Source organism: Spirosoma gilvum (assembly GCF_054776815.1).
In genome coordinates this window covers 223,452-249,792 of record NZ_BAAHBH010000009.1, presented here as the reverse complement: position 1 = coordinate 249,792, position 26,341 = coordinate 223,452, and the positions used below count along the sequence as shown (strand labels likewise).

The following is a 26,341-nucleotide window of genomic DNA, read 5'->3' as shown; positions in this document are numbered from 1 at the left end:
ATGCCAGCTATTAATAGAACTTAGCCCGGCGATCTTCAACTTTAGCGGCTTCCTTAATGGCTTCATTGATGTAGAAACCTACGCGGGAGGTGTTATTTTGCTGCAGTTGAGTTTTATACATGTTGTAGTCAGCTACGGTCGGAGCAGGAGTCAATGAGGTTGTTTCCATAACCAGAACCCCACCTTCACCAGCAAATGGCTTCGAACGTTTGCCAGGCTTCAGGCCAAAAGCTTTACCCAGGGCAACTGGGTCAACACCAGCACTGCGCAGGAAGCCAGTTGCCAGATTGATATCATCGGCGGTTTCAACCAGAGCGCCTGAGCCATACTTCTCAGCAATGGCATCAAACTCGCCAGTGGCAGCACCGAGTTTGCTAATGATCTGTTGTGCCTTTAACTCATTCCGAACTTTAGCGGTCAGTTCGTTCCGATAGTCATCGACAGTTACTTTATCTTTATTGGTCTTGTTGGTCAGTACAGCAATTACATACTGATCACCTACTTCAAATGGCTCTGACACATCACCAATATCGGTTTTGTCATTATACGCCCACCGAACAATCTGCCGAACTTCCTGACCTGTCAGAGCATTGATCTGCGCAGCACCTTCCGGAATCCGGTCGGCCGTAGCCATTACCAGCGATTTGTCTTCTTTAATCTTTGCGTCAAAATCCGCTTTGGTATGCACATCGGCCGCAAACTGGTCGGCTTTCCGAAGGGCTTCGTCACGCGTGGTTTGGCTTGGGGCAATGGTTTTGCCGATAGCCGCCACCCGATACAGTACATTCGATTTAGGCTCCGTCACTTTGATGATGTGATAGCCAAATTCGGTTTCAACCAGGCGAGGAATCAAACCAGCCGACGTAGCGCCAAATACAGCCGCTTCGAAGGGCTTAACCATCTGGCCATTGTTTTTGAAATAGCCCAGATCGCCACCGGCCTGTGCCGAACCGTCCTGGCTGTTGGTTTGTGCCAAAGCCTCAAAGCTGGCACCACCCTGAATTTGCTTCAGGATACCCTCTGCCCGACGGCGTGCATCCGCTTTCGCTGAATCGGCCAGTCCTTTTGTCTGAATCAGGATATGGCTGGCACGGGCCGTAAAGTTGGTATCTTTCTTCGAACCGCCATACTTATAAATAAAGTAGGTATTGCCTTCGCGGAAAGGTCCGTAGATACCACCCGGTGCAAAGGTTGGGATGGAAGCCCGCAGTTGCTCAGGCATTTCGCCTGCCGTCATGTAAAGCGGAACCCGAACATCGCTGTTTTGCTGAGCAAATGTGGAGTCGTTCTGCGCAGCGCCCAGGCCACGAGCCAGCGATTTGATTTCGTTATACAGTGTAGCGCTGTCTTCTTTTGATGGAGCCACCGAGAAGGTTACGTACTGAATCGAACGGCTGTCCGAACCAGGGTAGTCGTCCTTATGTTTGTTAAGGTATTCTTCCAGTTGTGAATCCGTCACTTTCACGGTCGTATCATTGATCGTGTAATAGGGTACAAACAGGAACTTCACATTCGCTTTCGTATTCTGAGCCTGGTACTCTTTTTGGGCTTCGGCCGTGGTAGCGTAAACCGACAGGCGCATCAGTCCTTCGAATTTCTCCCGAAGCCGGTCCGAGCTAAGATTTTTCTCGAAGCTAGCCCAGGCAGCCTGTTGCTGAGGAGGCAGATTTTTCAGCCCTTTCAGGTAGCTGATGATCGAGCTTTTATCGAAAACACCCGTTTGGGGATTCGTAAATGCCTGACGAACGGCGGGGCTGATGTTGTTACCCTGCACCATATCGACGAGTTCTTCGGATGATACTTTCAGACCGAGCTTATCGAATTCTTTCTGGTAGGCAATTTCAAACAGAAGCTGATTCCAGGCTTGCTCCCGGATTTGGGTCATCTCCTGATCGGCTGGGGCACGACCTGTTTGCTGTTCGTACTGCGCCCGCAGCTCGTCTACTTTAGCATTGAAATCCTGATAATCAATTGATTGACCAGCAATCTCACCCACTTTCTGTTGGTCTCCCCCGAACAGTAAACTCCGACCGCCGAGCAAATCACCACCCACAATAAACAGAATCAGACTCACGGCAATCACACCGACGGCTAACCCTGAACGTTCTCTGATCTTATTAATGACAGACATTTCGCTTTTAACAGACAATTTAGCCCGCAAAATAACAATTTTCCTCGTTGGAATACAAGTAGTAACTGTATATCTATCCTCAAAACTGAGGAGCGGATTCCACAACCTTAAAGCACAAAAGGTGCCAACTTTTTAGTGAGTTGGCACCTTTTATCTAAATTTATTGCCTTCGTTTAGTCTTTTTTCAGCTTTTCGCCCGCTTTATCGAAGGCATCACCGATGTCGCGCCCTGCTCGCTTAAAGCCTTTTTTTACGTCCTTCCAGGCATCTGCTGTAGCATTTTTAGCATTATCGATATCGGCCGAAAGCTCTTTACGTTCTTCTTCCAGCTTGGCTTTTTGTCGTTCGGTTTCTGCTTTCGCTTTATCACCCTGCTTATCGGCTTTGGCTTTTAACTCATCAATTTTTGCGTCTAATTTTTCTTTCTGAACCTGCATTTTAGCCACAGCCTCATCGCGTTCCCGCTTAAAATCAGCACTGATCTCCTCCGATTTATCCTTAGCTTTATCGCCAGCTTCTTTCAGATCCTCTTTTGCTTCTTCGGTAGCATCTTTGGTATCAGCCTCAATAGCATCGCCTGTCTTTTCCAGCGCATCTTCTGTACGAGACTCTTTTTTACCGTCGGAACCACAGGCCTGCAATAGCACTAACGATGCCACCAGCAGTAAGGTACCGGCTACCTGCCTGATTCGTGTAAATAATAATACGGACTTTTTCATAGTAGTTTGTGTAGTTTGATTTCACAAACCAGTTTGGCAAACGATGTGCCAGAAAGGGAGGAGAAAAGGAGGAAGGAAGAAAAGGGAGTAAAGGAAAGGCTCACTGACCCGACTCTCCTTTATTCCCTTCCTCCTTTTCTTCCTTCCTCTACTTCCAATTAATGGCGCAACCGATCGGCTTGGTGATGGGCGACTGTACGGGTTTGCCTAGTAATAGATTACTCACAGCTTCATCAACGTAACGACGCTGGACACTGGCACTATCCTGTGGGTTATCGTCGATGGTCCCGACATACTCCAGATAGAACTGTCCAGCCTTCTGATTCAGGACATAAACCTGAGGAGTACGGGCAGCCCCAAAAGCACGGGCAGTATTCTGGGTTTCGTCGATCACATAGGCGAATCCATAGCCCTTTTCCTGAGCACGCGTTTTCATCTTATCAAAGGAATCATCGTCATAAGCTGCCGGATCATTCGGCATAATGGCCAGCACGGGGTAACCCTGTGGAGCAAATTTTCGATCTAATCCAATGATTCGGTCTTCATACGCTTTCGCAAATGGGCAATGGTTGCTGGTAAAAACAACGATTATTCCTTTTTGAGAACGGTAATCAGCCAGCGAGACGGTTCGACCGTCCACATTTTTCAGACGAAAATCACCTACGGCATCGCCGATATTATACCCTTTCGGCTGAGCATAGGCAACCAACGTAGCTGTCAGCATGAGCAGCAAGGATAGGGACAAACCAACTAGTTTACCTGTTTTCAACGGATTATGTTTTTATGCTTAGATAACAAATTGGCTACAAAGATTAGTTTGCTCCAGATTTAGGCTTACTTTTCTTTTCAGTATTGTAAACCCGACCAACGAGCTGCTCCAGCCGTTAGCTCAACAAACGTATAGGTATTCTTTCTATTCCAATGAACCGACGATTACTTTGGGTGATATATGCCTGTCTGGCCGCCAATATAGCATTCGGACAAGGTATCGTACGGATTACCCGTGGTGAAGATGACTTAAAGCGATCAAAATGGCGCTTTAAAGCTGGTGATGAACGTCAATGGGCCGATTCTGCGTATAATGACCGTCATTGGAAAGTCATAACAGATATCGATGCAACTAAACTCAACGAGGACTTATGGCCTGGCAACAAAGCCTGGTTTCGACAGGTCATCTCTGTGCGACATAAGGCCGTTGGTCGACGGTTTCAAATCGTAATCCAGCAGTTCGGTGCTTCGGAAGTTTATTTAGATGGCCGTCTGTTGGCTAGCCTGAAACCGCCCCAATTCGACTCTGGTGGTTCTCAGCGGCTCGTCCAGTTCATCCCTCTTCAGTTGCGTGATACCAATCAGCATGTGCTGGCCGTGCGTTACCAGATTCGCCGGGACCCTGTTATCCAATCCTCCACCAACGTCGATCCGCTTCAGATTGGGATTTATAGTGCCGATGAGGCTGGCAATACGGTGGTTGGTGAAGCACACTGGACATCTGTGCTAGATGGATGCTTTATGGGTGTTTTTGCTATTCTGGCACTTCTCCATTTCTTATTCTACCGCGCCAACCGAAATCAGCCCATCAACCGAACACTGGCCTGGACGATGCTTTTTTTTGCCTTGATCTTCGTCATGTCTGAGCTGGATAATTATATCGGTACACTTACCTATATTTCCGCTACCGATCTGGTGAGTGATCTAAGCCTCCATGCCGGTTTTGTCCTGTTGCTCACGGCTGTCTACCAATATCTTCATCTGCAAAGAACCTGGATTTATTATACAGTTTTGGGTATTGTAGTACTAGCTCAGGGATACCATCTGTTTATAGGCTATCCTCAGGAAGAATTGGCAGGTATTCCGTTTGTTCTGGTTATTATCGACTACATCCGAATCAGTTGGCGAGGCCGTAAAAGCAAAGACCCCGACGCTCGTTTACCCTGGAACTCGCTTAAGGCCGCACTGTTTTGCTACCTTCTGGTGATCCTGTTCTCGGTGAGTGCTGGCATTTTAGATAGTGCCATCCATTTCGGCATGGAATACATGCTGGCGATTGATATTGCGCTCAGCGCTTTGGGATTGTTTAGTATTCCGGTTGGCCTATCGCTTTCGCTGGTTCGCGATTACACCCGTACTTATAAAGCCTTAGGCGACAACCTCCGCGAGGTAGAGCAATTGTCGGCTCGAACGCTGGCGCAGGAGCAGGAAAAACAACAGTTACTGGCCCGTCAGAACGAACTGCTGGAAGAGCAGGTGCAGAAACGAACGGCCGAACTTAACCAATCTCTGGAAGAACTTAAGACAACCCAGGCCCAACTCGTTCAGCGGGAAAAACTGGCTTCGCTGGGTGAGCTAACGGCAGGTATCGCTCATGAGATTCAGAACCCACTCAACTTTGTGAACAACTTCGCCGAAGTGTCGGTCGAATTGGTGGACGAACTGAATGAAGAACGGGAAAAGCCTGCCGATCAACGCGATGAAGAGTTGGAAACGGAGCTATTAAGTGATCTTAGCCAGAACGTACAGAAAATCAGCGATCATGGCAAACGGGCCGCTAGCATCGTTCGTGGAATGCTTCAACACAGCCGAGCCAGTTCAGGGCAAAAACAGCCTACCGATGTCAATGGGCTCGTCGACGAATACTTACGTCTTTCTTATCACGGTATTCGGGCGAAAGATAAATCCTTTAATGCACAGCTACTTACTGACTTTGCTCCCAATCTGCCAACCATAAATCTGGTTTCGGAAGATATTGGCCGGGTACTGGTCAATCTATTTAACAATGCATTCTATGCGGTTCAGGAAAAAAGTAAATCGACACCGGGCTATGTGCCAGTAGTTTCGGTAAATACTTCGCAGGACCATGAACAAGTAATTATCCGAATACATGATAACGGAACTGGCATTTCTGAGTCGGTAAGATCGAAAATCTTCCAGCCTTTTTTTACCACTAAACCCACTGGTGAAGGAACAGGACTTGGCTTATCGCTTAGCTACGACATTATTTCAAAGGGTCATGGAGGAACGTTGAGTCTAGAAACGGAATCCGGAGCATTCACTGAATTTACTATAGCCTTGCCTGTCAAATAACGCATGTTCATTACGAACCATCTACAGCATAACCATCTCGTTATCAATTCAAGGTAGTAACTTTTGTCATCCCGACGCAGAAGGGATCTTCGGATATGGTATAAAAGGTTATCTCCGAAGATCCCTCCTGCGTCGGGATGACAAAAAGCCATCAACCATAATTCGCTTAACTGTACCCGTATAATCCTGACTATCTGAGCTAATTTTTCGACCGTTTGCTCAACTTAGCTAAAAAATTCTGATCAATGCTTGTTTACTAAACAGTGTTCAGTAAGTTTGCATCGTTAATTAACAAATCAATGGGTATCGTAGAGCGAAAAGAGCGGGAACGGGAAGAAATGCGGAAGCTGATTTTGGATGGTGCCCAAAAACTGTTCCTGGCTAATGGCTATGATAAAGTTAGCATCCGTAACATCGCGGATGAAATCGAGTATAGCCCGGCTACTATCTATCTGTATTATAAAGACAAGAACGAACTGCTATTTGCACTGCATCAGCGCGGTTTTGTGAAAATGGTGCAACAGTTCCAGCCCCTTCTTACGCTCAACGATCCATTCGAAAAGCTTGTGGAAATGGGACGCACGTATATCCGATTCGCGGTCGAAAACCCTGAGTTGTTCGATCTGATGTTCATCATGACAGCCCCAATGGACAAGCTTGAAAAAGAAGACTGGGTTGAGGGCGATCAGGCTTTCGGGCTTCTGATGCGGGTCGTAGAAGAATGTATGGAAGCTGGTATTTTCCAAAAGCATGATGTACAGGCTACATCGATGATGATCTGGAGTGGCATACACGGCTATACAGCTCTGTTTCTGCGTAAGCGGCTGGGCATGTTTCCAGAATGCGATCGGGAATTGATTATGGATGAAGCATTTAATCTGTTTTGCCAAACGCTCAGAACGGGCCTTTGATATTTTTTTGAATTTACACTAAACACTGTTCATTAATTGATAAGCGATTATGATACTCATACTGAAACACATTCGCTATCTGACGCTGCTGCTTCCCCTATCCATCTCGGCACAACCTGCACCATCGGGTATGTCGCCGATTCTGGAAAATTACATCCGGGAAGGAATGACCAACAATTTGGCGCTTCGGCAGGAATCGCTGGAAATTAGCCGCATAACGGAGTCGCTGAACCAGGCGCGTTCGCTGTTTTACCCACGTGTGGCCTTCAATCCAACGTATTCGCTGGCAGCTGGCGGACGACGGCTGGAGTTTCCAGTAGGCGATTTGCTCAATCCGGCCTATAAAACGCTCAATCAAATTATTGGAGCGGATCGGTTTCCAACCAACATTGAGAATGTCAATCAGCTTCTGGCTCCCAACAATTTCCACGATACAAAGCTGACTATCAGCTACGCCATTTTCAACACAGATATTCAGTATAACTATCTTATTCAGAAACAATTGGTGTCGGCTCAGGAAGCTCGTAAGCGGGTGGTTGAAAACGAGCTACGTTACAACATCACTACAGCCTATTATCAGTATCTGCAAACACTGGATGCCATTCGGATTTACGAAAATTCGAACAAAGTGCTGAATGAACTGGCGCGGCTGAATGAGAAATTGATTGCCAATAACGTTGCAACCAAGGAAGTGCTAACATCGGCCCGCTATGAAATTAGTAAAATAGACCAGCAACTAGCCGTAGCACAGAAAAACCGCGAAACGGCCAGAGCGTACTTCAACTTTCTGCTCAATCGGGAACTGACGGCTGCTATCGACGTAGACTCATCCCTCACGAAAATCCTACCCGAGTCGAAAGAAAACCTTAATGATTTACAGCAAACGGCCCTACGTGGTCGGCAGGAATTGGCTCAATTGAATGGATCGCTGGATGCGGCCCGCACGGCCGTGAAGCTAAACGAAGCCAATGCCAAAATCCCGAACGTCTACATCGGTGGCAATACGGGTTTTCAGGGATTTGGTTATACGTTTCAGAATCAGGCCTATCTGGTGGCACAGGTGGGTTTGCAATGGGATCTGTTTAAGGGCTATGAAAAGCGCTCGAAGATTCAGCAGGCTAAAATCCAGACCGACGCCCTGCAAACCAAACTCGCCGAAGTGCAACGCCAGATTCAGTTGCAGGTACTACAAGCCTATTACGACCTGACTGCAGCTACTGAAAGCCTGACAGCGACTCAAAGTGGTATGCTCAATGCCGATCAGACGTTTCGGGTTATCGACAGCAAATACCGCAATGGCCAGTCGTTGCTCATTGAATACCTACGCTACCAGAACGACCGCCAGACGGCTCAGCTTCAACACTCGCTCGCCCGAATGGATGTCCTCGTCAAACGCGCTGCTCTCGACCGAGCCGTAGCTATCCAATAGCAATCTACCCGACACTAAAAATGGATCTAATCATGATACCAGCTTATGTAAATTCGGCAAGTTTGTTACTAATCAGCCTACTTCACTTCTACTGGGCAATGGGTGGTCAGTGGGGATTTCGGGCAGCATTACCCGAGCGAAATGGAACAAAAGCCTTCCAGCCAGGCCGATTCATGACACTATCGGTATCGGTAATTTTCGGGTGTATGTCGTTGCTTTACCTAAATAAGGCTGGCGTGTTCACCACACTCAGCTCTCTTGTTCCTGACTGGTTAAGTCAATATGGTCTTTGGTTGTTAGCTGTTCTCTTTCTTATTCGAGCTATTGGCGATTTTCGGTACGTGGGCTTTTTTAAACGCCTTACAAACAGTCGTTTCGCTGAACTAGACACAAAATTTTATTCTCCCTTATGCTTACTGTTAAGTTTGAATACATTACTACTTATCGCTTTTCCCGTACAGTCATGAAAACTCTCCCCATTCTGACAAGCGGCCTAATGGCAGTTGCGTTATGGTCGTGCGGCACTAAAGCCGAAACTAAAAAAGCTGAAACGGCCGATGAAACGATTGTTCCCATCAAACTTGCTCCGGTAAGTACCGTTGTTCGGGCTGAGCCGGTTGTTGCATCAGGTCTAGTATCGTCTGATCAGGAGGCCCGGTTATCCTTCAAAATCGGCGGCATTATCAACCAAATGTATGTTGACGAAGGCCAGACTGTCCGCAAAGGCCAGCTTCTGGCAACCCTCGATTTGACCGAAATTAATGCACAGGTCAATCAAGCCCAATTGGCCACTGAAAAAGCCGAACGCGACCTGGGCCGGGTAAAAAGTTTGTATGCCGATACAGCCGCTACCCTCGAACAGCTACAAAATGCGACGACTGGCCAGAACGTGGCGAAGCAAAACCTGACCATTGCGCAGTTCAACCGAAACTATGCTCAGATACGCTCAACGGTCGATGGTACAGTTACCCGTAAAATTGCCAATGCTGGCGAGATAACATCTCCCGGCGCTCCGATCTACCTGATTTCATCGAACCGACCCAGCGACTGGGTGGTACGGGTTGGCGTATCCGACAAAGACTGGGCACGGCTCCGACTCGGCAACAAAGCCAGCATCAAGCTCGACGCGTATCCCGACCGAACGTTTACAGGTACCGTTAGCGAGCTGGCTCAGGCTGCCGACCCAGTCAATAAGCTCTACGAAGTGGAGATTCGCATTAACGCTGGTGGTGTGAAACTGGCTCCGGGTCTGTTTAGCAAAGTAACGCTCATACCTGCCCAAAGCCGTAGCTACTCCCTTGTTCCCGTCGAAGCGATTGTAGAAGGAAATGGTAAGGAAGGCTTTGTCTACCTGCTGGCTGATGATAAAAAACACGTCCGCAAAACGCCCGTACAAATCGGGTTTCTGGACGGCGATAAAGTACTCCTGACCAATGGTTTGACGGGTGCACAGCAAGTGGTAACAGCAGGCTCAGCCTATCTGACAGAGGAATCAAATGTGGTGGTAAAATAACCCTCTGTGTGTCTCCAATGCCTCTGTGTAACTCAGTGTAATAGCTGTGACACAGAGCTGCGCAGAGATAGCACAGAGATTCACAAAGCAAAACATATGAATCTCTCCGAATTTTCCGTCAAAAACTGGCAGTTCATGCTGGTATTATTTCTGGGGGTTGCTGCACTTGGCATTAACTCGCTGCTGAACATGCCACGGGGTGAAGATCCCGAATTTACGGCACCGAGCTTCGCAGTAGCCGTTATCTATCCAGGTACCGATGCGCTCGATATGGAGAAACTGGTGGTAGATCCCGGTGAAGCCCGTTTCAATTCGCTGGAAAATATGAACCACGTGATTACCAACGTGGACGATGGGTTGGCCGTGTTTCGTCTCGACTACGATTATGGCGTTGATCCTGACGAGAAGTATCAGGAAGTGATCCGGGAAGTCAATGCGCTAAAAGCCGAATTGCCATCAGATATTTACCGAATCGACATTAAGAAGTTTTCACCAACTGATGTAAACATTGTACAGGTTGCATTACTGTCGGAAGTAGCTTCATCCAAAGAACTGGGCGAGTATGCCGACAAGCTGAAAAAGGAGTTTGAGAAAATCAAAAGCCTCAAAAACGCTGAAGACTGGGGTTACCCGGCATCGGTGGTTCGGGTATCGCTCAATATCGAAAAGATGGCTCAGAACGGTATCGCTGTCAATCGGGTGCTGGGTGCATTGCAGGCCGAAAATCTCAATATCCCCGGCGGAAATATCCAGGCGGGTACCCGGAAATTCAACGTAAAAACGTCGGGTGATTACCAGTCGCTGGACGAAATTCGGAATACGATTGTATCGACTAATGGGCAGAAAATAATCTACCTGCGCGATGTAGCCGATGTTGATTTCAACTACGAAGATGAAACCTACATCACCCGATTAAACGGACACCGGGCCGTCCTGGTCACGGCCGGGCAGAAAACTGGAGAAAACATTGGCAAGGTTGGTCAACAGTTGAATCCAGCCATCGACCGTTTTGCGAAGACATTACCTCCCCATATTACCCTCGTTAAAAATTTCGACCAGACGGTTAGTGTTAATAAACGACTGGATCATTTTGTTCAGGATTTTGGGCTGGCGATTCTATTGGTATCACTCACCCTATTACCATTGGGTTTCCGGGCAGCTATCGTTGTGATGATTTCGATTCCCCTCTCACTGGCAATTGGTTTGGCTGGTCTCGACTTATTAGGTTTTAGTATCAACCAGCTTAGCATAGTTGGGCTTATCGTTGCGCTGGGAATTCTGGTCGATGACTCCATTGTGGTGGTCGAGAACATCGAGCGTTACCTCCGCGAGGGCTATTCCAAACGGGAAGCCGCCATCAAAGCGACGAGTCAGATTACGCTGGCCGTAATTGGCTGTACCACGACTCTGATCCTGGCATTTCTGCCGCTACTGTTTCTGCCCGAAGCTTCCGGCGATTTCATCCGTTCGCTGCCAATGGCGGTCGTCACCACGATTCTGGCGTCGCTGTTTGTCTCGCTGACCATTGTTCCGTTTTTATCGAGCCGGATTCTGAAAGAAGAGCATAACCCCGAAGGCAACATCTTCATGCGGGCGCTGAAAAAGCTGATCAGTGGTTCGTATAGTCGCTTATTGCACTGGGGCTTACGCCATCCGGTTGTGACGCTGCTGATCGCTGGCGTGTTGTTTACCGGCGCTTTATATATGTTCAAACTCGTTGGTTTTGCGTTGTTCCCCGCTTCTGAAAAACCGCAGTTCCTGATTAACATTGAAACGCCGGATGGTACCAGCTTATCTGAAACAGACCGCGTAGCGCGTTATGTGGAGGGTGCGTTGAAGCGTGAACCAGATGTCAAATATATTACAACGAACGTAGGGCGCGGTCAACCGCGAATTTATTACAACATTATTCAGCGGAATGAATCGCCCAACTACGCCCAGTTTTATGTGCAGTTAGTAGATCTCGAACCGGCCGAAAAACGGGTGTTGATCGATAAACTTCGTGAACGGTTCAAGCATTATCCGAATGCCAAAATCGAAGTAAAAGACTTCGAGCAGGGCCCAGACCAGGAAGCACCCGTAGCTATTCGTGTGTTTGGTGAAAACCTCGATACACTGAAAGTGATGGCATCACGTGTAGAAACGGCTTTCAAACAAACTCCCGGCCTGATTTACGTCAACAACCCACTTTCAAATCAGAAAACGGATTTACGAGTACGCATCAACAAAGAAAAAGCCGGGTTATTGGGCATTTCCATTGCCGATGTAAACCGTACCATCCGATTGGCCATTGCAGGTTTGAACGTAGGCACATTCAAAGAACCCAACGGCGACGATTATACCATCAACGTAACGCTTCCTAAAGGGAAAGTGGCCGATCAACGCGTTTTGAGCGATTTGTACGTCAACACATTAACGGGTTCGGCCGTACCGCTTCGTCAGATTGCCGATCTGGAATTTGAAAGCAGCATGAATCAGATCCGCCACTACGACAAAGACCGTTACGTAACCATCACAGGCTTTGTAAAAACAGGTTATCTGGTCGATAATGTGTTCAATGACGTACTGGCGAAACTGGATAAGATGAAATTCCCGAACGGTTTCAGCTACAAAGCTGCGGGCGAACTCGAAAGTCGGGAAAAATCATTCGGTGGGTTAGGCACCATTATCCTGATCACCATTTTTGGATTCATTGCCGTACTGGTTCTGGAGTTTGGCACCTTCAAAAGCACGCTGATTGTACTGTCGGTAATTCCTTTAGGCGTGATTGGAGCGGTACTGGCCCTTTATTTTACAGGGAATCCGTTTTCGTTCGTCGCTGTTATCGGTCTGATTGCCCTGATCGGTATCGAAGTCAAAAACTCCATACTGTTGGTCGATTTCACCAACCATTTGCGCGAAGAAGGTATGTCGCTCATCGATGCGATTCAGGAAGCGGGCGAAATTCGTTTTGTTCCGATCGTACTAACCTCATTAACGGCCATCGGGGGATTGATTCCGCTCGCCATTGAAGGCAATCCGCTCTATTCACCACTAGCCTGGGTACTCATCGGCGGCCTGATTTCCAGCACATTACTTTCACGTGTGGTAACGCCAGTACTATACAAGCTGCTACCACCACAGGTTAAAGTCAAAGCCGTTGAAGCCGAGCCTGAGTTGGTGTAGCTTATAAATTCCAACTTCCCGAAAGTTCAAAACTTTCGGGAAGTTGTTTATCTATCGTATCAGGACCTTAACCACTTTTCGTTGCCCATTGGTTTGTATTTCTAGCCAATATAGTCCGGTTGGTAATGTCTGATCAACAATGAAATCGGCTTCTCCTTCCTGTTTTTCCAACCGGCCATTAACCAGTTCTCCCATACCTGTTAGTAACCGGACAGTAGCAGCCTCGGCGTTCCATAAGCGCAGGTGAATCCGGTCGGGACTGGCCGGGTTAGGATACACCGAGACAACTGGTTCATTCAATTGGACCGTGGCCGATATAAGTTTATAGGTATGAACTGTTCCGTCCAAATCAAGCTGTTTTAAGCGATAGTAATTAACACCCGGTTTCGGATCGTTATCGGTCAGGTCATAGTTCTGCCGCTCATAAGTAGTTCCTTTAGCAGCTACTTCGCCAACTCGTACAAACTCGCCCAAATCACGGCTCCGTTCAACCACAAACTTATCGGCATTATACTCTGAGGTAGTTACCCAGGCCAGTTGAACCCGGTCGCCATCAGGCTTAGCCGTGAATAAAAGCAGCGTAACGGGCAAGGACGAGCCATTAAGCTGTATTTCATCTAATTTGAGCGTCCCTCCACCAGCGGTCGGCTGACAAGCATAAATACGAAACGTAATAGCCGATGATTGATTGATAAAGTTTGCCCCACTAAGCGTAATTGAAGCCGTTTGATAGGATGTAGAGATTGAACTGGTGTAAATATCACTCGCAAACCCATCGGCACTCGAACGAACATAGATCTGCTGAGGTCCCTGTGTAGAGTGTGCGAACGCAAATGAAAGCGATGTCAAGGTAACGTGAGCAGTACCCTGAGGTTGGACAGAAAATTGAACGTATTCGGTTTGGTTACATAATGAAGTGGACCAGTTCTGTACGTTTACGCCCAGATTTACATAGCCACTCGTATAGGGATTAACCGCCAGTTTATTGACGCCTGTGTAGCTGACCGACGAGACAGCCACTAGCGGGTTTGACGAGCTTCCATTGTCATTCCCTTCAAAACTCCATGTACCAGCAAACGGTACCGTTTGCGCCATTGCTATTTGATGAATGAGCAACCCGGCAAACACAATAATCCTGTACATTTTTCCCATGGCATGCGGATCAGTTAGCGAATTCGCCTATTGGACCGCAAAACAGGAATAAGTCACTTAGTAAACAAATTCACCGACTTCACTTCGAATGGTCACCTGCTTGCCTGCAAAGGCTTCAACATGGCCGATAACCTGTGCATCTATCCCGAACGATTGCGAAATGTCAATCACTGCCCGAGCGTAAGCTTCGGGCAGGTATACCTCCAGCCGGTGTCCCATATTGAAGACTTTATACATTTCCTGCCAGGCCGTTCCACTTTCGCTTTGGATCAACCGAAATAAAGGAGGAATTGGGAATAGGTTATCCTTAATAATATGTAGGTTATCGACAAAATGAAGCACCTTCGTCTGCGCCCCACCCGAGCAATGAACCATCCCATGAATCTGCGTCCGCAGTTTATCTAACAACACCCTGGCAACGGGCGCATAGGTACGCGTGGGCGACAGAATAAGCTGACCGATAGTTGGCTGTACAACTTGCGAATCAGAATTTTTAATATCGATCGTGTCAGTAAGTTTTTTGGAGCCGCTGTAAATCAGGCTGCGATCAACGGCTGGATCAAAACTCTCAGAGTACGTATCAGCCAGATAATGAGCCAGGACATCATGCCGGGCCGAAGTTAGACCGTTGCTCCCCATCCCGCCATTATAACTAGTTTCGTACGTTGCCTGTCCATAGGAAGCCAATCCCACAATGACATCGCCCGACTGGATGTGGTCGTTAGAAATAACCTGATCGCGTCGCATACGGGCAATAACCGTACTATCGACAATAATGGTACGAACCAGATCCCCTACATCGGCCGTTTCGCCCCCAGTACTGTAAATCTCAAGACCATGTTCCCGCAACATCTGGAGCACTTCTTCGGTCCCGTTGATGATTTCGGCGATGACTTCACCCGGTATCAGGTTTTTGTTACGGCCAATGGTCGACGAAAGCAGCATCGGACCGGTAGCTCCCACGCAAATAAGGTCGTCGGTATTCATCACCACAGCGTCCTGCGCAATACCTTTCCAGACACTCAGATCGCCTGTTTCGCGCCAATACAGATAGGCCAGTGAGGACTTCGTACCCGCGCCATCGGCATGCATAATCGTACAGAAATCCGGATCTCCTGCAAGCGTGTCGGGTACAATTTTGCAGAAAGCTTTGGGGAAAAGGCCCTTATCGAGTTGGGCAATGGCGTTATGAACGTCTTCTTTACTGGCGGATACCCCGCGCTGTGCATAGCGATCCATTCAATAATGAATAATGGATAATGAAGAATGAATAATAGACAAAGGTAAGTACGTTCTCCCAGTCGTCCTTCATAGTTCATGTCCATTATTCATTTTCCATTATTCATTAATAAATAATCCCCGCTTCCGCTCGAACACTATCCAGCAATCCCATCAGGTTCAGACTGTCATCGAGCGACCAGAGTGGGCTTTCTGTTTTTCCTTCAGCCAGGCAATGCATGACGTGTTTGGCTTCGTAGTCATACCCATGCGTATCCCGATCGAAAGGAAATGTTTCGGTAGTGCCATCTTCGCGGTTTAGGGTAACGCCCTTCGTTTCATGAAACCGACTGTGAATCCGAATCTGACCCGTTTCGCCCTGAATGATCCCTACACAATCTGTAGCAGCCAGCAGGCAGCTATCCAGCAACGCCACTTGTCCGTCGGCATACGTCAGAACCATACCACACTGCACATCCACATCCGTTGAGCTGAACGTTGCCGATGCCTTAACCGTGGTTGGCTTCCCTAAGATCAGATACGATAAGAACAAGGGGTAAATACCAATATCGAGCAGTGAACCACCGCCCAGCGCTTTATTAAACAGACGCTTTTCGGGTAGGAATGGAGCTTTAAAACCAAAATCAGCTTTCACCGATACCACTTTCCCTATGGCACCCGATTTAACCAGATCCAATGCAAACACAACACCAGGCATGAACCGACTCCAAAGGGCTTCCATGAGAAATACACCTTTCGAGCGAGCCGTTTCGACCATTTCCCGAACCTGTTCACCATCCATCGCAAAGGGTTTTTCGCCCAATACGGCAACCCCTCCCTTCAGCAACATCATCACGTTTTCGTGGTGCTTGACGTGGGGCGTTGCTACATACACGACATCTAAGTCAGGCAAGGTTAACAACTCTTCATACGAACCAAAGGCGTGTGGAATTGTATATGTTTCGGCAAATTCAGCGGCCCGTTGTCGGTCAGAGGAAGCAACGGCGTAGAGTTGGGCATCAGGCACCGTTAGCAGGTCCTGTACAAATTTGTGGGCAATACGGCCCGGCCCTAAAATTCCCCAGCGGGTCATGGTACGATCAGTTGATTGGGCTATAGGATAAATTGACTCGTTGTCGACTGCCAATTAAGTTCTTTTTTTCTAAGTTGCGACCTCACCAATGCTGCTTTCTGTGAAATACGCTCTGTTATGGCTCTTTTTGATCGTTTTTCTTTTTACTGGTTCCTATGTAAATGCCCAGATCGTTGAACAGCCCGACCCGCTACGCCCGTCGACACCGGAAGCTGATACGACAAAAACCAGCACAAATACTGATTCAACAAAAATCAAGACTGATACCATACGCAAAGACACGCTGGTTAGGCTACCTGCTCCAATCTTCCGGTATCGACTGACAGCCGATGGCACCATTACAGCCGGCAATGTTAATCGAACCTTACTGCAACTAACAGGCTCCATTGATTACCAGCTCAGTAACTATTTCAAGCTGTCGAGCAGCCCATCCTTTGTTTATGGAAAGCAAAGCGGCATCCTGGCCGAACGGGAATGGTTTGGGGATTTTCGAACGACATTCCGGCACGAAAAACGGCTGTATTATCTGGCCTTTGGCTCTTATGAACGGAGCAATTTGCGACAAATTAATCATCGCTGGACAGTAGCAGCCGGAATGGGCTATAAACTCCTGAACCGAAAGCGAGCCTATATCTCGATCACCGACGTAGTGATGCAGGAATACACCGATTTTATTGAACTGGCTGACATCAATATCTTTCGAAATTCAGCCCGCCTGTTCGGCGAATATTCATTCGATAACGACCGGTTTAAAATAACGCATACAGCTTTTTACCAACCCGCTCTAGGACAATATAATGTTCGCTGGAACGCTAGCCTCAGCGTTCAGTTTCAATTAACCAAGGTGATCAGTCTACGTTCGACCGTCGCCAATGCCTACGAAAGCCTGATTGTACCCGGTCGCCAGAACAACGATTTTCGATTTACGATGGGGCTGGTATATGAAAAACAGTAATAGGAGTGAGGAGCGAGGAGTGAGAATGCTGACGCAAGAAAAAAACATGCGTCAGCCATTCTCACTCCTCGCTCCTCACTCCTATTACTGCCTTTACTGTTTATCAGGGAAGGGAATAATCAGTTTTTCGCCACGGTTCGCAATATCTTTAGTCCGCTTATTGGCTCGCATGATGGCTTCCTTACTAACCCCGTATTTCTGAGCAACTACCCGCAGAACATCGCCCGGTCCAACCGTATGTACGGCCATTACTTTCACATTCAGTTTCGTGATACCTGCTTTTACATCACTTTCCGAGACGCCCGGATTCATTTCCTTCAGGGTACTGATCTTCATATTATACCGATTGGCGACCCCATAAAATGTTTCACCTGATCCAACCGTATAAGTGCTCGTAACCCCGCCGGGCTTTACCTTCGCTTTTTCGACCACTTCTTCGGTTTTAGGCTTCTCTTCCTTAGGCTTATCCTCCTTCGGTTTCTCGACGGGCTTCTCTACTTTAGGTTTTTCAGGCGTTGGCTTTACGGCTACCGGTTTTTCATCAGATGCTGGTTTTCCATCCGTTGTTTCACGATTATCTTTGGCAACCTCTTCTGCATTGGCGTTGGCTTCCGGGGCATCTTCGGGAGGGGCTGCTTGCGAAAGATCAACCGGCGCGGGTTGCGACGACGTATCCACCTCTTCTGGCGACATCAGCATGTCGGGGTCGTTTTGTGCCAATGGTTGCTGTGAAGCGGTATCGAGTGCAACGTTGGTCAGTTCATCAGAGCCGTTGGTGTCATCTGTAATATAATCGTAACCGATATATAACAAAGCCCCAATCAACCCTACCAACACGACAAGCGTAATAGCTGGCAAATTAGAGTTTGCGACTGGACGTGGATTAGAATGTTGGCTTTCCGTTGCCATGGTTTACTTAATTACAGGTAGTGAATAACGTAAAGTAGCTGATTACTTCATTTCATAGTGTTGGCTAAGTCAGAACTCATCTGAGCAACCTTTTCTTTCAAGCCTTCTTTAAACTGACTAAGTTTTTCGGCAACGGTACTGTCGAAGGTTCCTACAATTTGGGCCGCCAGAATCCCAGCATTACGCGCTCCATCCAGTGCCATCGTCGCTACAGGAACCCCACCAGGCATTTGCAAAATCGATAAGACGGAGTCCCACCCATCAATGGAATTACTTGATTTCACTGGAACGCCAATAACGGGTAGCGTTGTCAACGACGCAACCATTCCGGGCAGGTGAGCAGCACCACCCGCACCAGCAATAATTACCTTAACTCCCCGGTCGCGGGCTGTCTTCGCATAATCGACCATTTTCTCAGGCGTCCGGTGGGCCGAAACAATATCCATTTCCCACGCTACACCCAACTCATTCAGGATGTCGGCAGCCTCTTGCATCACCTTCCGGTCCGAAAGGCTACCCATAATAATACCTATCATTCAGATGAACTAACTTGACTCTCTGCGAAATAACGCAGATTACCCGACAATCACGCACCGTAAAGGCTTATTTTTATTTAGATGTGGAATCTGAAGCATTAGCCATAAATGGTTAATCGTCCTTCAACTCAAGTTATAGTCGCGTAGCGACGAAAGGTTTATAGCACACTACTATTTGCTGCTTTATGTTAAAAAATCTCAACAAATGTTAAAACCTTACTACTTGCCCGAAAAAAAACACTGATTTGCCTGACACAAAATCAGGCAACATGAAGCCATTACTACTTTTTATCATTCTTTGGGTCGCATCTCAGGCACAGGCGCAAACCACCCGACTTGACGACTTATGTCAGGTTTTTCATCTACCCGACGGAAAAGACACTACTACCTTTATCGTTTTTGGCACTAAAGAAGACCTGAAGGTTAAAAAGCCATTATTCTTATTTCGGCAAGGTTCTCAGCCGATGCCTCTAATTGTTCAGGACAGTGGCAACTATTATATCGTGGCCTCTCCGTTTCATTTTCGACCGTATAAAGACGCCTACCATTTTGTTATGGTGCAGAAACCAGGGGTTCGATTGGTAGCCACGCAGCAATTTTTGGATAGGTACCAGAAAGCAATGAGCACCGGAAAAGCTACCCCAGAGTTTGTCAGCCAGAAATACATTGAAAATAACTACCGCGAACGGTACGTAGCCCAGTGTAATCAGGTTATCAACTATCTGGTCAAACAGCCCTGGGTCGATACTCGTAAAGTAGTGTTCTGCGGAGGCTCAGAAGGTTTTACAGTCGGAGCTGACTTAGTAGCCAATCACAACCGACACATAACCCACACAATTCTTTTCTCAGGCCATACCGGCCGACGATTCGAGAACCCAATTTACTCGACACGCCAACAAATAGAAAAAAGGGAAATAAGTCCTGAAGAAGGTCAAAAACAGATTGAGTCACTATACGCCTGGTGGGCCGACATTCAGAAACATCCAACCGCGCTTACCAACTCCCCCGGCGATACCTACCGAGCCTGGCAATCCTTTTCGATTCGCAACCTGGACAATTTGTTACGCATCAATGGTCCTCTATATATTGCCTATGGCACGGCTGACAAAGAAATCGCACCAGGCCTTGATTATTTGCCACTGGAATTTATCGAAAAAGGCAAAACAAACCTTACCCTTAAAGCCTATCACGACCACGATCACCAGTTTTTCAAACTTAAACGCGACGCTACCGGCCAAATTATTGATAAAGAATACAATGGCGAGGCTGTAGCCAAAGACTGGATGGAATGGCTTGAACAAAATACTATCAAAACTTCTTTAAAATAATTTTTCTATTTCTCACAACTATTTCCTAATTTTGCACTCCCAAACTCGAAACACGAATCAACAACATACGAGGGTGAAGGTCTGCTTCGGTCTACGTGACCCGGTGGAAACCACATCTGACTTTTGGGCAAACAAGTCTTGCAAGCCAAGGTTTTGTCTGTCCGTGAAAGGTCAGGTGCAGTGCGCCCGACCTTTTTTGTTGTTTTCAGGGCTGATTTTTAAGCAGATATAGGATTCGTCTGATTATTTGTCTAATTTTGCGGCCCGATTCGGAAGGTCTGAGTTGGAAAAGAGTATCTAAATTTTTACCTGCTTACTTTAAACAAACACAAATGTCTGGTTTAATTGGCAAAAAAATCGGGATGACCAGCGTGTACAATGCGGACGGGCAGGCTCTGGCATGTACAGTCATTGAAACGGGTCCCTGTGTCGTAACTCAAGTTCGTAGCATCGAGAAAGATGGCTACAAAGCTGTGCAGCTGGGTTATGGCGACAAAAAAGAAAAGCACAGCAACAAGCCGGAGTTGGGCCACTTCAAAAAAGCGGGTACCACGCCTAAGCGCAAACTGGTTGAATTCAAAGAATTCGAACAGGAGCTGAATCTGGGCGATACACTTACGGTAGCCGATGTATTTACTGAAGCTGACTTCGTTGACGTAGTCGGCACAGCAAAAGGTCGTGGTTTCCAGGGCGTTGTGAAACGTCACGGATTCGGTGGTGTGGGCGGTCAAACGCACGGTCAGCATAACCGGGGTCGTCACCCAGGTTCGATTGGTGCCTGTTCGTTCCCATCGCGCGTGTTCAAAGGTCTTCGTATGGCCGGTCGTATGGGCGGCAACCGCGTAACGGTGCAAAACCTGCGCGTTCTGCGTATTCTGCCTGAGCAAAATCTGATTGTTATCAGCGGTTCAGTTCCCGGAGCTAAAAATTCATACGTTATTATCGAAAAGTAGGCCATGGAAGTAATCGTATATAACAGCAAGGGCGAAGACACAGGCAAAAAGGTCACCCTTTCGGAAGAGATTTTCGGTATTGAGCCGAATCAACACGCGATTTACCTCGACGTGAAACAGTACCTGGCCAACCAACGTCAGGGAACCCACAAAGCAAAAGAACGCGCTGAAGTTGCCCGTTCGACCCGCAAGCTGAAGAAACAGAAAGGTACAGGTGGCGCCCGCGCAGGTAGTGCCAAATCGCCCGTTTTTGTGGGTGGTGGTACTGTTTTCGGACCTCGTCCCCGCGACTACAGCTTCAAACTGAACAAAAAAGTAAAATCGCTGGCTCGTCAATCGGCTTATGCCGTTAAAGCACGGGCGAACAGCATTTCGGTTATTGACAGCATTACGCTGGAAGCTCCTCGCACGAAAGATTACATTCAGTTTTTGAGCGATCTGAATCTATCAGGCCGTAAAACACTGCTGATTCTTCCCGACGTAAACACAAATGTGGTTCTGTCGAGCCGGAACGTCCAGAAGGCGAAAGTAACAACCGCTGCACAGGTAAACACTTACGATCTGATGAACGCCGATCAACTGCTCATCAGTGAAGAAGCGCTGTCAACCATCCAAACCTTGTTTGAGAAATAATCATGAGCGTACTGAAACGACCAATCGTCACGGAAAAAATGACGGGCCTTAACAAGCAGGGGAAGTATGCTTTTGAGGTTGATCTGAAAGCCAACAAACTCGAAATCGGCAAAGCCATCGAGAAAATGTATGGCGTTAACGTTGAGTCTGTCAACACGATCCGGGTTTTCGGAAAGCGTCGCAGCAAGAACATCAACGGACGCATTGTATCGGGCAAGACCCCTACAACGAAAAAAGCAATCGTAACGGTTGCAGAGGGCGAAGTAATTGACATTTACGCTGACCTGTAAACCGAGCCTTGCTCTACACTTAATCAGTCATGGGAGTTAAAAAACTAAGACCCGTAACACCGAGTACACGTTTCCGCGTGGCACCCGATTTTGCGGAAATCACCACCTCCAAGCCAGAAAAAAGTCTGCTGGAGCCCCTCAGAAAAACCGGTGGCCGGAACAACGAAGGTCACCGCACTATGCGCTACATTGGTGGCGGTCATAAGCGGCACTACCGTATTATTGACTTCAAGCGCGACAAAGTCGGCCAACCTGCCGAAGTTTTGACTGTAGAATACGATCCAAACCGTTCGGCCCGCATTTCGCTGGTGAAATATGCCGATGGTGAGAAACGCTACATCATCGCCCCCCAGGGCATCACCGTTGGCCAGACGATTATGTCGGGCGAAGGTGCTACGCCCGACGTAGGTAACGCGCTGCCCTTAGCGGCTATGCCAATCGGTACCATCGTTCACAACATCGAGCTAACACCTGGTAAAGGTGGTTCGATGGCTCGTTCGGCTGGTACATATGCTCAACTTGTAGGTCGTGAAGATAAATATGCTATCCTCCGCCTGCCTTCGGGTGAAACCCGTCGGGTACTGAGCGCTGGTATGGCAACGGTCGGTTCGGTATCGAACCCCGACCATATGAACGTCGTAACAGGTAAGGCTGGCCGGAATCGTTGGTTAGGTCGTCGTCCTCGGGTTCGTGCCGTAGTAATGAACCCTGTAGATCACCCAATGGGTGGTGGTGAAGGCCGGGCTTCTGGTGGTCACCCACGTTCACGCAATGGCCAGTTTGCGAAAGGTCAGAAGACCCGCAACCGGAACAAGGCATCTGAAAGCATGATTATTAGCCGACGCAAAAAGTAACAGATAACAATGGCACGTTCACTTAAAAAAGGCCCATATATTGATTTCCGTCTGGACAATAAAGTACAGACCCAGAATGATTCGGGCAAGAAATCGGTCATCAAAACCTGGTCGCGTCGTTCGATGATTTCGCCAGATTTCGTAGGCCACACCTTTGCCGTTCACAACGGAAACAAGTTTATCCCGGTATACGTAACGGAAAACATGGTAGGCCACAAGCTTGGCGAGTTCTCACCAACCCGCAACTTCCGGGGGCACACCGCAAAGAAAGACAAGGGCAAACGATAAACTAGCATGGGGCTCGGAGCCAGGAGCAGGGAGATATCAACTCCAAGCTCCCTGCTCCTGGCTCCGAGCCATAAAAAAACATGGAAGCAGTAGCAAGACTTAAAGATGTGCCCACGTCGCCCCGTAAGATGCGGTTGATCGCCGACCTGATTCGTGGTCAGCGCGTTAGCCGGGCGTTGGGTCTGTTAAAATATCAGCCACAGGCTGGTGCCGCCGTATTGCAGAAAGTGCTTTTGTCGGCCGTTGCCAACTGGCAGCAGAAAAATGAAGATGAGCGGATTGAAGACGCTGATCTGTATGTAAAAACGATTTTTGTAGATGGCGGTCCTATGCTGAAGCGTCTGCGCCCTGCTCCTCAAGGCCGTGGCCACCGGATTCGGAAGCGCTCAAACCACATCACCATCGTGGTTGACAGTGCAGCACAATCGTTGTTGCAATCGGCAGAAGCAGAAACCCCTGAAAACGAACAATAAGAAGAAATGGGACAAAAAATAAATCCAGTTGGCCTGCGACTTGGTATTGTTCGGGGCTGGGAATCGAGCTGGTACGGCGGCAAAGAGTTTTCGGACAAACTCGTTGAAGACGAAAAAATCCGGAAATATGTAGCAGCCCGTATTCCGAAAGGAGCCATTGCTCGGGTAGTTATCGAGCGTACGCTGAAGCGCGTAACGTTGACCATCCACACTGCCCGTCCGGGTATCGTTATCGGTAAAGGTGGTGGCGAGGTTGATAAGATCAAAGAAGAGCTGAAAAAGATCACGGGCAAAGACGTCCAGATCAACATCTTCGAAATCAAACGCCCAGAAGTCGATGCTAAACTCGTTGGCGAAGCTATCGCTCAGCAGTTACAGGCTCGTATTTCGTTCCGTCGCGCCATGAAGCAGGCTATCCAGTCGGCTCTTCGCGTAGGTGCTCAGGGTATTAAAGTGAAAGTATCAGGTCGTTTGGGTGGTGCTGAAATCGCCCGCTCAGAGCAGTACAAAGAAGGTCGTGTACCGCTGCATACGCTCCGTGCCGATATCGATTACGCAATCTCGGAAGCCCAAACAGTATACGGAAAAATCGGCATCAAAGTGTGGATTTTCAAAGGCGAAGTATATGGCAAGCGCGATTTGTCGCCAGCAGCCATGATGAGCCAGGCACAAGCTGGTGAGCGTACAGCCTCTGCCAATGATCGGGGTGATCGCCGTGGCCCACGTGGCGACCGCGATGGTAATGATCGTGGTGGACGTGGTGGACGCAACCGTAATGACCGTGATGGTAATGATCGTGGTGGCCGTGGCGGTGGTGGCCGTGGTGGAAACGATCGCGGTGGTCGCGGAGGTCAAAAACGATAAACGAGTTTTCAGTCTTCAGTCTTCAGTTTACGGTTAAAATGACAAAAACTGAAAGCCGTAAACTGTAAACTGTAAACTTCTGAATAAAGATGTTACAGCCAAAAAGAACAAAATTCCGCAAACAACATAAAGGACGGATTCCAGGTATCGCATCACGCGGTCATGAGATTTCCTTCGGTACGTTCGCTATCAAATCGCTGGAGCCCGGTCGTATTACCGCTCGTCAGATTGAAGCGGCTCGTATCTCCGTAACGCGGGCGATGAAACGGGAAGGCCAGGTTTGGATCCGTATTTTCCCCGATAAGCCAATTACCAAAAAGCCAGCCGAAGTACGGATGGGTAAAGGTAAAGGTGCTCCCGAATACTGGGTAGCCGTTGTAAAACCCGGCACGATTATGTTCGAAGCGACGGGTGTTGATCTGGCAACGGGCATGGAAGCCCTGCGTCTGGCCGCTCAAAAGCTGCCCGTTCGGACCAAATTTGTGGTTCGGCGCGATTATCAGGAGCAAACCGCTGAATAATACCTCAAGCGACGAACAAAATGAAAAAAGAAGATTTAAAAGGATTGTCGGCTGAGCAGATTCGTACCGAGATTGGTGCTGAACAGGACCGACTGCTGAAACTGAAGTTTGCGCATGCTGTGTCTCCGATCGAGAACCCAATGCGTATCCGCGAGAGCCGTAAGCGGATTGCTCGCCTGAACACGGAACTGACAGCTAAATCGGGGCAAGCCTAATAAGACACGACGATGGAAGAGCAACAAGCAGCAGCACCGCAGGAAGAAGTAACCACGCCAGCGGCAGCTACAACAGAACAGCCGACAGTAGCCGCTCCAGCAACGAGCGCAGCTAATGCGGCTTCGGAGCGCAACGCTCGGAAAGAGCGTATCGGACGGGTGACTAGCAACAAGATGCAGAAAACCATCACCGTTGCGATCGACCGCAAGGTGAAGCACCCTTTGTACCACAAGTTTCAGAATAAAACGAAGAAACTGACGGTTCATGATGAAAACAATGCGTGTGGTATCGGCGACATCGTTCGCGTGATGGAAACCCGCCCATTGAGCAAAAACAAGCGTTGGAGATTAGTCGAAATCATCGAAAAGGCGAAGTAAGCCATGGTACAGCAAGAATCAAGATTAGGAGTAGCCGATAACAGTGGCGCCAAAGAAGTGCTGGTTATCCGCGTTCTGGGCGGTACAGGCAAGCGGTATGCATCGGTCGGTGACAAGATTGTCGTGACAGTAAAGCAAGCCCTGTCGTCCAGCAGTATGAAAAAAGGTACGGTTTCCAAAGCCGTGGTTGTTCGGACGAAGAAAGAAGTACGCCGGAAAGACGGTTCGTACATCCGCTTCGAAGACAACGCGGCCGTGTTGCTCAACAACAACGATGAGCCACGTGGCACCCGGATTTTCGGGCCTGTAGCCCGCGAATTGCGCGAGAAGCAATTTATGAAAATCGTATCGTTAGCCCCAGAGGTACTGTAAGCAATGGAAAAGAAAGTAACGCTACCGAAACACAAATTCCACATCAAAACGGGCGATACCGTTCTGGTGATTGGCGGTAACTCGAAAGGCCAGCGTGGTGTGGTGAAAGAAGTAATCGTAGAGAAAGATCGTGCTCGGGTTGAGGGCGTCGCTATGATTACCAAACACCTGAAGCCAACGGCTTCGAATCCGCAGGGAAGCCTCGAAAAAACGGAAGGATCAATCCACATCAGCAATCTGAAATTGGTTGACCCTGCTACCGGCGAACCTACCCGCACAGGTCGTAAGTTGAATGAGAAGGGTAAACTGCAACGGTATTCGAAGAAGACCGGCAATTTCATCCCAGACGTCCGCAAATAA

General features: G+C 48.2%; 28 protein-coding genes. 20 read left to right on the top strand and 8 right to left on the bottom strand.

Going from position 1 to position 26,341, the window contains the following annotated elements; translation table 11 throughout:
- Window positions 1-10: 10 nt before the first annotated feature.
- The 3 genes from ACYVFD_RS23455 to ACYVFD_RS23445 all read right to left on the bottom strand — a co-directional run bounded on the left by ACYVFD_RS23455 (window position 11) and on the right by ACYVFD_RS23445 (window position 3,574).
- Window positions 11-2,131: a peptidylprolyl isomerase gene (locus ACYVFD_RS23455; protein WP_461092934.1), complete on the bottom strand. Its 2,121-nt coding sequence runs from the start codon at window positions 2,129-2,131 to the stop codon at window positions 11-13.
- 173 nt (window positions 2,132-2,304) lie between these two features.
- Window positions 2,305-2,850 (bottom strand): sll1863 family stress response protein, encoded by a 546-nt coding sequence (locus ACYVFD_RS23450; RefSeq protein WP_461092933.1) that lies wholly within the window; start codon window positions 2,848-2,850, stop codon window positions 2,305-2,307.
- A gap of 148 nt (window positions 2,851-2,998) precedes the next feature.
- Window positions 2,999-3,574 carry a thioredoxin family protein gene (locus tag ACYVFD_RS23445; protein ID WP_461092932.1) on the bottom strand — a complete coding sequence of 192 codons (576 nt, stop codon included), beginning with the start codon at window positions 3,572-3,574 and terminating at the stop codon, window positions 2,999-3,001.
- A 197-nt stretch (window positions 3,575-3,771) separates the two neighbouring features.
- Here ACYVFD_RS23445 and ACYVFD_RS23440 point away from each other — a divergent pair, with 197 nt between their 5' ends.
- From ACYVFD_RS23440 to ACYVFD_RS23415, 6 genes are all read left to right on the top strand, one after another.
- Entirely contained in the window at window positions 3,772-5,931 is a 2,160-nt protein-coding gene (locus ACYVFD_RS23440) for an ATP-binding protein (RefSeq protein ID WP_461092931.1), read from the top strand.
- Window positions 5,932-6,230: 299 nt separating this feature from the next.
- Complete coding sequence (locus ACYVFD_RS23435; RefSeq protein ID WP_461092930.1) at window positions 6,231-6,842, top strand: TetR/AcrR family transcriptional regulator; 612 nt, start codon at window positions 6,231-6,233, stop codon at window positions 6,840-6,842.
- A 49-nt stretch (window positions 6,843-6,891) separates the two neighbouring features.
- On the top strand, window positions 6,892-8,271 hold the full coding sequence (locus ACYVFD_RS23430) for a TolC family protein (protein WP_461092929.1): 1,380 nt from the start codon (window positions 6,892-6,894) through the stop codon (window positions 8,269-8,271).
- 20 nt (window positions 8,272-8,291) lie between these two features.
- Entirely contained in the window at window positions 8,292-8,738 is a 447-nt protein-coding gene (locus ACYVFD_RS23425) for a DUF3995 domain-containing protein (RefSeq protein WP_461092928.1), read from the top strand.
- Complete coding sequence (locus tag ACYVFD_RS23420; RefSeq protein ID WP_461092927.1) at window positions 8,735-9,784, top strand: efflux RND transporter periplasmic adaptor subunit; 1,050 nt, start codon at window positions 8,735-8,737, stop codon at window positions 9,782-9,784. The genes ACYVFD_RS23425 and ACYVFD_RS23420 overlap by 4 nt, the downstream gene beginning before the upstream one ends.
- 96 nt (window positions 9,785-9,880) lie before the next feature.
- Entirely contained in the window at window positions 9,881-12,949 is a 3,069-nt protein-coding gene (locus ACYVFD_RS23415) for an efflux RND transporter permease subunit (RefSeq protein ID WP_461092926.1), read from the top strand.
- A 51-nt stretch (window positions 12,950-13,000) separates the two neighbouring features.
- Here the strand turns inward: ACYVFD_RS23415 and ACYVFD_RS23410 are convergent, their stop codons facing one another.
- From ACYVFD_RS23410 to ACYVFD_RS23400, 3 genes are all read right to left on the bottom strand, one after another.
- Window positions 13,001-14,101 (bottom strand): T9SS type A sorting domain-containing protein, encoded by a 1,101-nt coding sequence (locus ACYVFD_RS23410; protein WP_461092925.1) that lies wholly within the window; start codon window positions 14,099-14,101, stop codon window positions 13,001-13,003.
- A gap of 57 nt (window positions 14,102-14,158) precedes the next feature.
- Window positions 14,159-15,340 carry an AIR synthase related protein gene (locus ACYVFD_RS23405; protein ID WP_461092924.1) on the bottom strand — a complete coding sequence of 394 codons (1,182 nt, stop codon included), beginning with the start codon at window positions 15,338-15,340 and terminating at the stop codon, window positions 14,159-14,161.
- A 106-nt stretch (window positions 15,341-15,446) separates the two neighbouring features.
- Window positions 15,447-16,412 carry a Gfo/Idh/MocA family protein gene (locus ACYVFD_RS23400; RefSeq protein ID WP_461092923.1) on the bottom strand — a complete coding sequence of 322 codons (966 nt, stop codon included), beginning with the start codon at window positions 16,410-16,412 and terminating at the stop codon, window positions 15,447-15,449.
- Window positions 16,413-16,500: 88 nt separating this feature from the next.
- Between ACYVFD_RS23400 and ACYVFD_RS23395 the strand changes: the two genes are divergently transcribed.
- On the top strand, window positions 16,501-17,367 hold the full coding sequence (locus ACYVFD_RS23395; RefSeq protein WP_461092922.1) for a DUF481 domain-containing protein: 867 nt from the start codon (window positions 16,501-16,503) through the stop codon (window positions 17,365-17,367).
- Between the two features lie 93 nt (window positions 17,368-17,460).
- Here ACYVFD_RS23395 and ACYVFD_RS23390 read toward each other — a convergent pair whose 3' ends face one another.
- Window positions 17,461-18,276 carry a LysM peptidoglycan-binding domain-containing protein gene (locus ACYVFD_RS23390; RefSeq protein ID WP_461092921.1) on the bottom strand — a complete coding sequence of 272 codons (816 nt, stop codon included), beginning with the start codon at window positions 18,274-18,276 and terminating at the stop codon, window positions 17,461-17,463.
- 47 nt (window positions 18,277-18,323) lie between these two features.
- On the bottom strand, window positions 18,324-18,812 hold the full coding sequence (gene purE / locus ACYVFD_RS23385; protein ID WP_461092920.1) for a 5-(carboxyamino)imidazole ribonucleotide mutase: 489 nt from the start codon (window positions 18,810-18,812) through the stop codon (window positions 18,324-18,326).
- A gap of 269 nt (window positions 18,813-19,081) precedes the next feature.
- On the opposite strand from purE, the gene ACYVFD_RS23380 reads away from it, so the two are divergent.
- From ACYVFD_RS23380 to rplX, 13 genes are all read left to right on the top strand, one after another.
- Window positions 19,082-20,140 carry a dienelactone hydrolase family protein gene (locus ACYVFD_RS23380; protein ID WP_461092919.1) on the top strand — a complete coding sequence of 353 codons (1,059 nt, stop codon included), beginning with the start codon at window positions 19,082-19,084 and terminating at the stop codon, window positions 20,138-20,140.
- A gap of 332 nt (window positions 20,141-20,472) precedes the next feature.
- Complete coding sequence (rplC, locus tag ACYVFD_RS23375) at window positions 20,473-21,093, top strand: 50S ribosomal protein L3 (protein ID WP_461092918.1); 621 nt, start codon at window positions 20,473-20,475, stop codon at window positions 21,091-21,093.
- 3 nt (window positions 21,094-21,096) lie between these two features.
- Window positions 21,097-21,726 (top strand): 50S ribosomal protein L4, encoded by a 630-nt coding sequence (gene rplD / locus ACYVFD_RS23370; protein ID WP_461092917.1) that lies wholly within the window; start codon window positions 21,097-21,099, stop codon window positions 21,724-21,726.
- Window positions 21,727-21,728: 2 nt separating this feature from the next.
- Window positions 21,729-22,016, top strand: a complete 288-nt coding sequence (rplW, locus tag ACYVFD_RS23365) for a 50S ribosomal protein L23 (protein WP_461044654.1) — start codon at window positions 21,729-21,731, stop codon at window positions 22,014-22,016.
- Window positions 22,017-22,045: 29 nt separating this feature from the next.
- Window positions 22,046-22,870, top strand: coding sequence for a 50S ribosomal protein L2 (gene rplB, locus ACYVFD_RS23360; RefSeq protein ID WP_461092916.1), 825 nt, complete (start codon window positions 22,046-22,048; stop codon window positions 22,868-22,870).
- Between the two features lie 9 nt (window positions 22,871-22,879).
- The gene (gene rpsS, locus ACYVFD_RS23355; RefSeq protein ID WP_018618700.1) at window positions 22,880-23,158 is read left to right on the top strand and encodes a 30S ribosomal protein S19; all 279 of its coding nucleotides are present in this window, start codon (window positions 22,880-22,882) and stop codon (window positions 23,156-23,158) included.
- 80 nt (window positions 23,159-23,238) lie between these two features.
- Window positions 23,239-23,631: a 50S ribosomal protein L22 gene (rplV, locus tag ACYVFD_RS23350; protein WP_461092915.1), complete on the top strand. Its 393-nt coding sequence runs from the start codon at window positions 23,239-23,241 to the stop codon at window positions 23,629-23,631.
- A 6-nt stretch (window positions 23,632-23,637) separates the two neighbouring features.
- Window positions 23,638-24,495 carry a 30S ribosomal protein S3 gene (rpsC, locus tag ACYVFD_RS23345; RefSeq protein WP_461092914.1) on the top strand — a complete coding sequence of 286 codons (858 nt, stop codon included), beginning with the start codon at window positions 23,638-23,640 and terminating at the stop codon, window positions 24,493-24,495.
- A gap of 89 nt (window positions 24,496-24,584) precedes the next feature.
- Window positions 24,585-25,016 carry a 50S ribosomal protein L16 gene (rplP, locus tag ACYVFD_RS23340; protein WP_020600948.1) on the top strand — a complete coding sequence of 144 codons (432 nt, stop codon included), beginning with the start codon at window positions 24,585-24,587 and terminating at the stop codon, window positions 25,014-25,016.
- Between the two features lie 20 nt (window positions 25,017-25,036).
- On the top strand, window positions 25,037-25,231 hold the full coding sequence (gene rpmC, locus ACYVFD_RS23335) for a 50S ribosomal protein L29 (protein WP_461092913.1): 195 nt from the start codon (window positions 25,037-25,039) through the stop codon (window positions 25,229-25,231).
- A gap of 12 nt (window positions 25,232-25,243) precedes the next feature.
- On the top strand, window positions 25,244-25,609 hold the full coding sequence (gene rpsQ / locus ACYVFD_RS23330; RefSeq protein WP_461092912.1) for a 30S ribosomal protein S17: 366 nt from the start codon (window positions 25,244-25,246) through the stop codon (window positions 25,607-25,609).
- Between the two features lie 3 nt (window positions 25,610-25,612).
- On the top strand, window positions 25,613-25,981 hold the full coding sequence (gene rplN, locus ACYVFD_RS23325) for a 50S ribosomal protein L14 (RefSeq protein ID WP_018618706.1): 369 nt from the start codon (window positions 25,613-25,615) through the stop codon (window positions 25,979-25,981).
- Between the two features lie 3 nt (window positions 25,982-25,984).
- Complete coding sequence (gene rplX, locus ACYVFD_RS23320; protein WP_020600945.1) at window positions 25,985-26,341, top strand: 50S ribosomal protein L24; 357 nt, start codon at window positions 25,985-25,987, stop codon at window positions 26,339-26,341.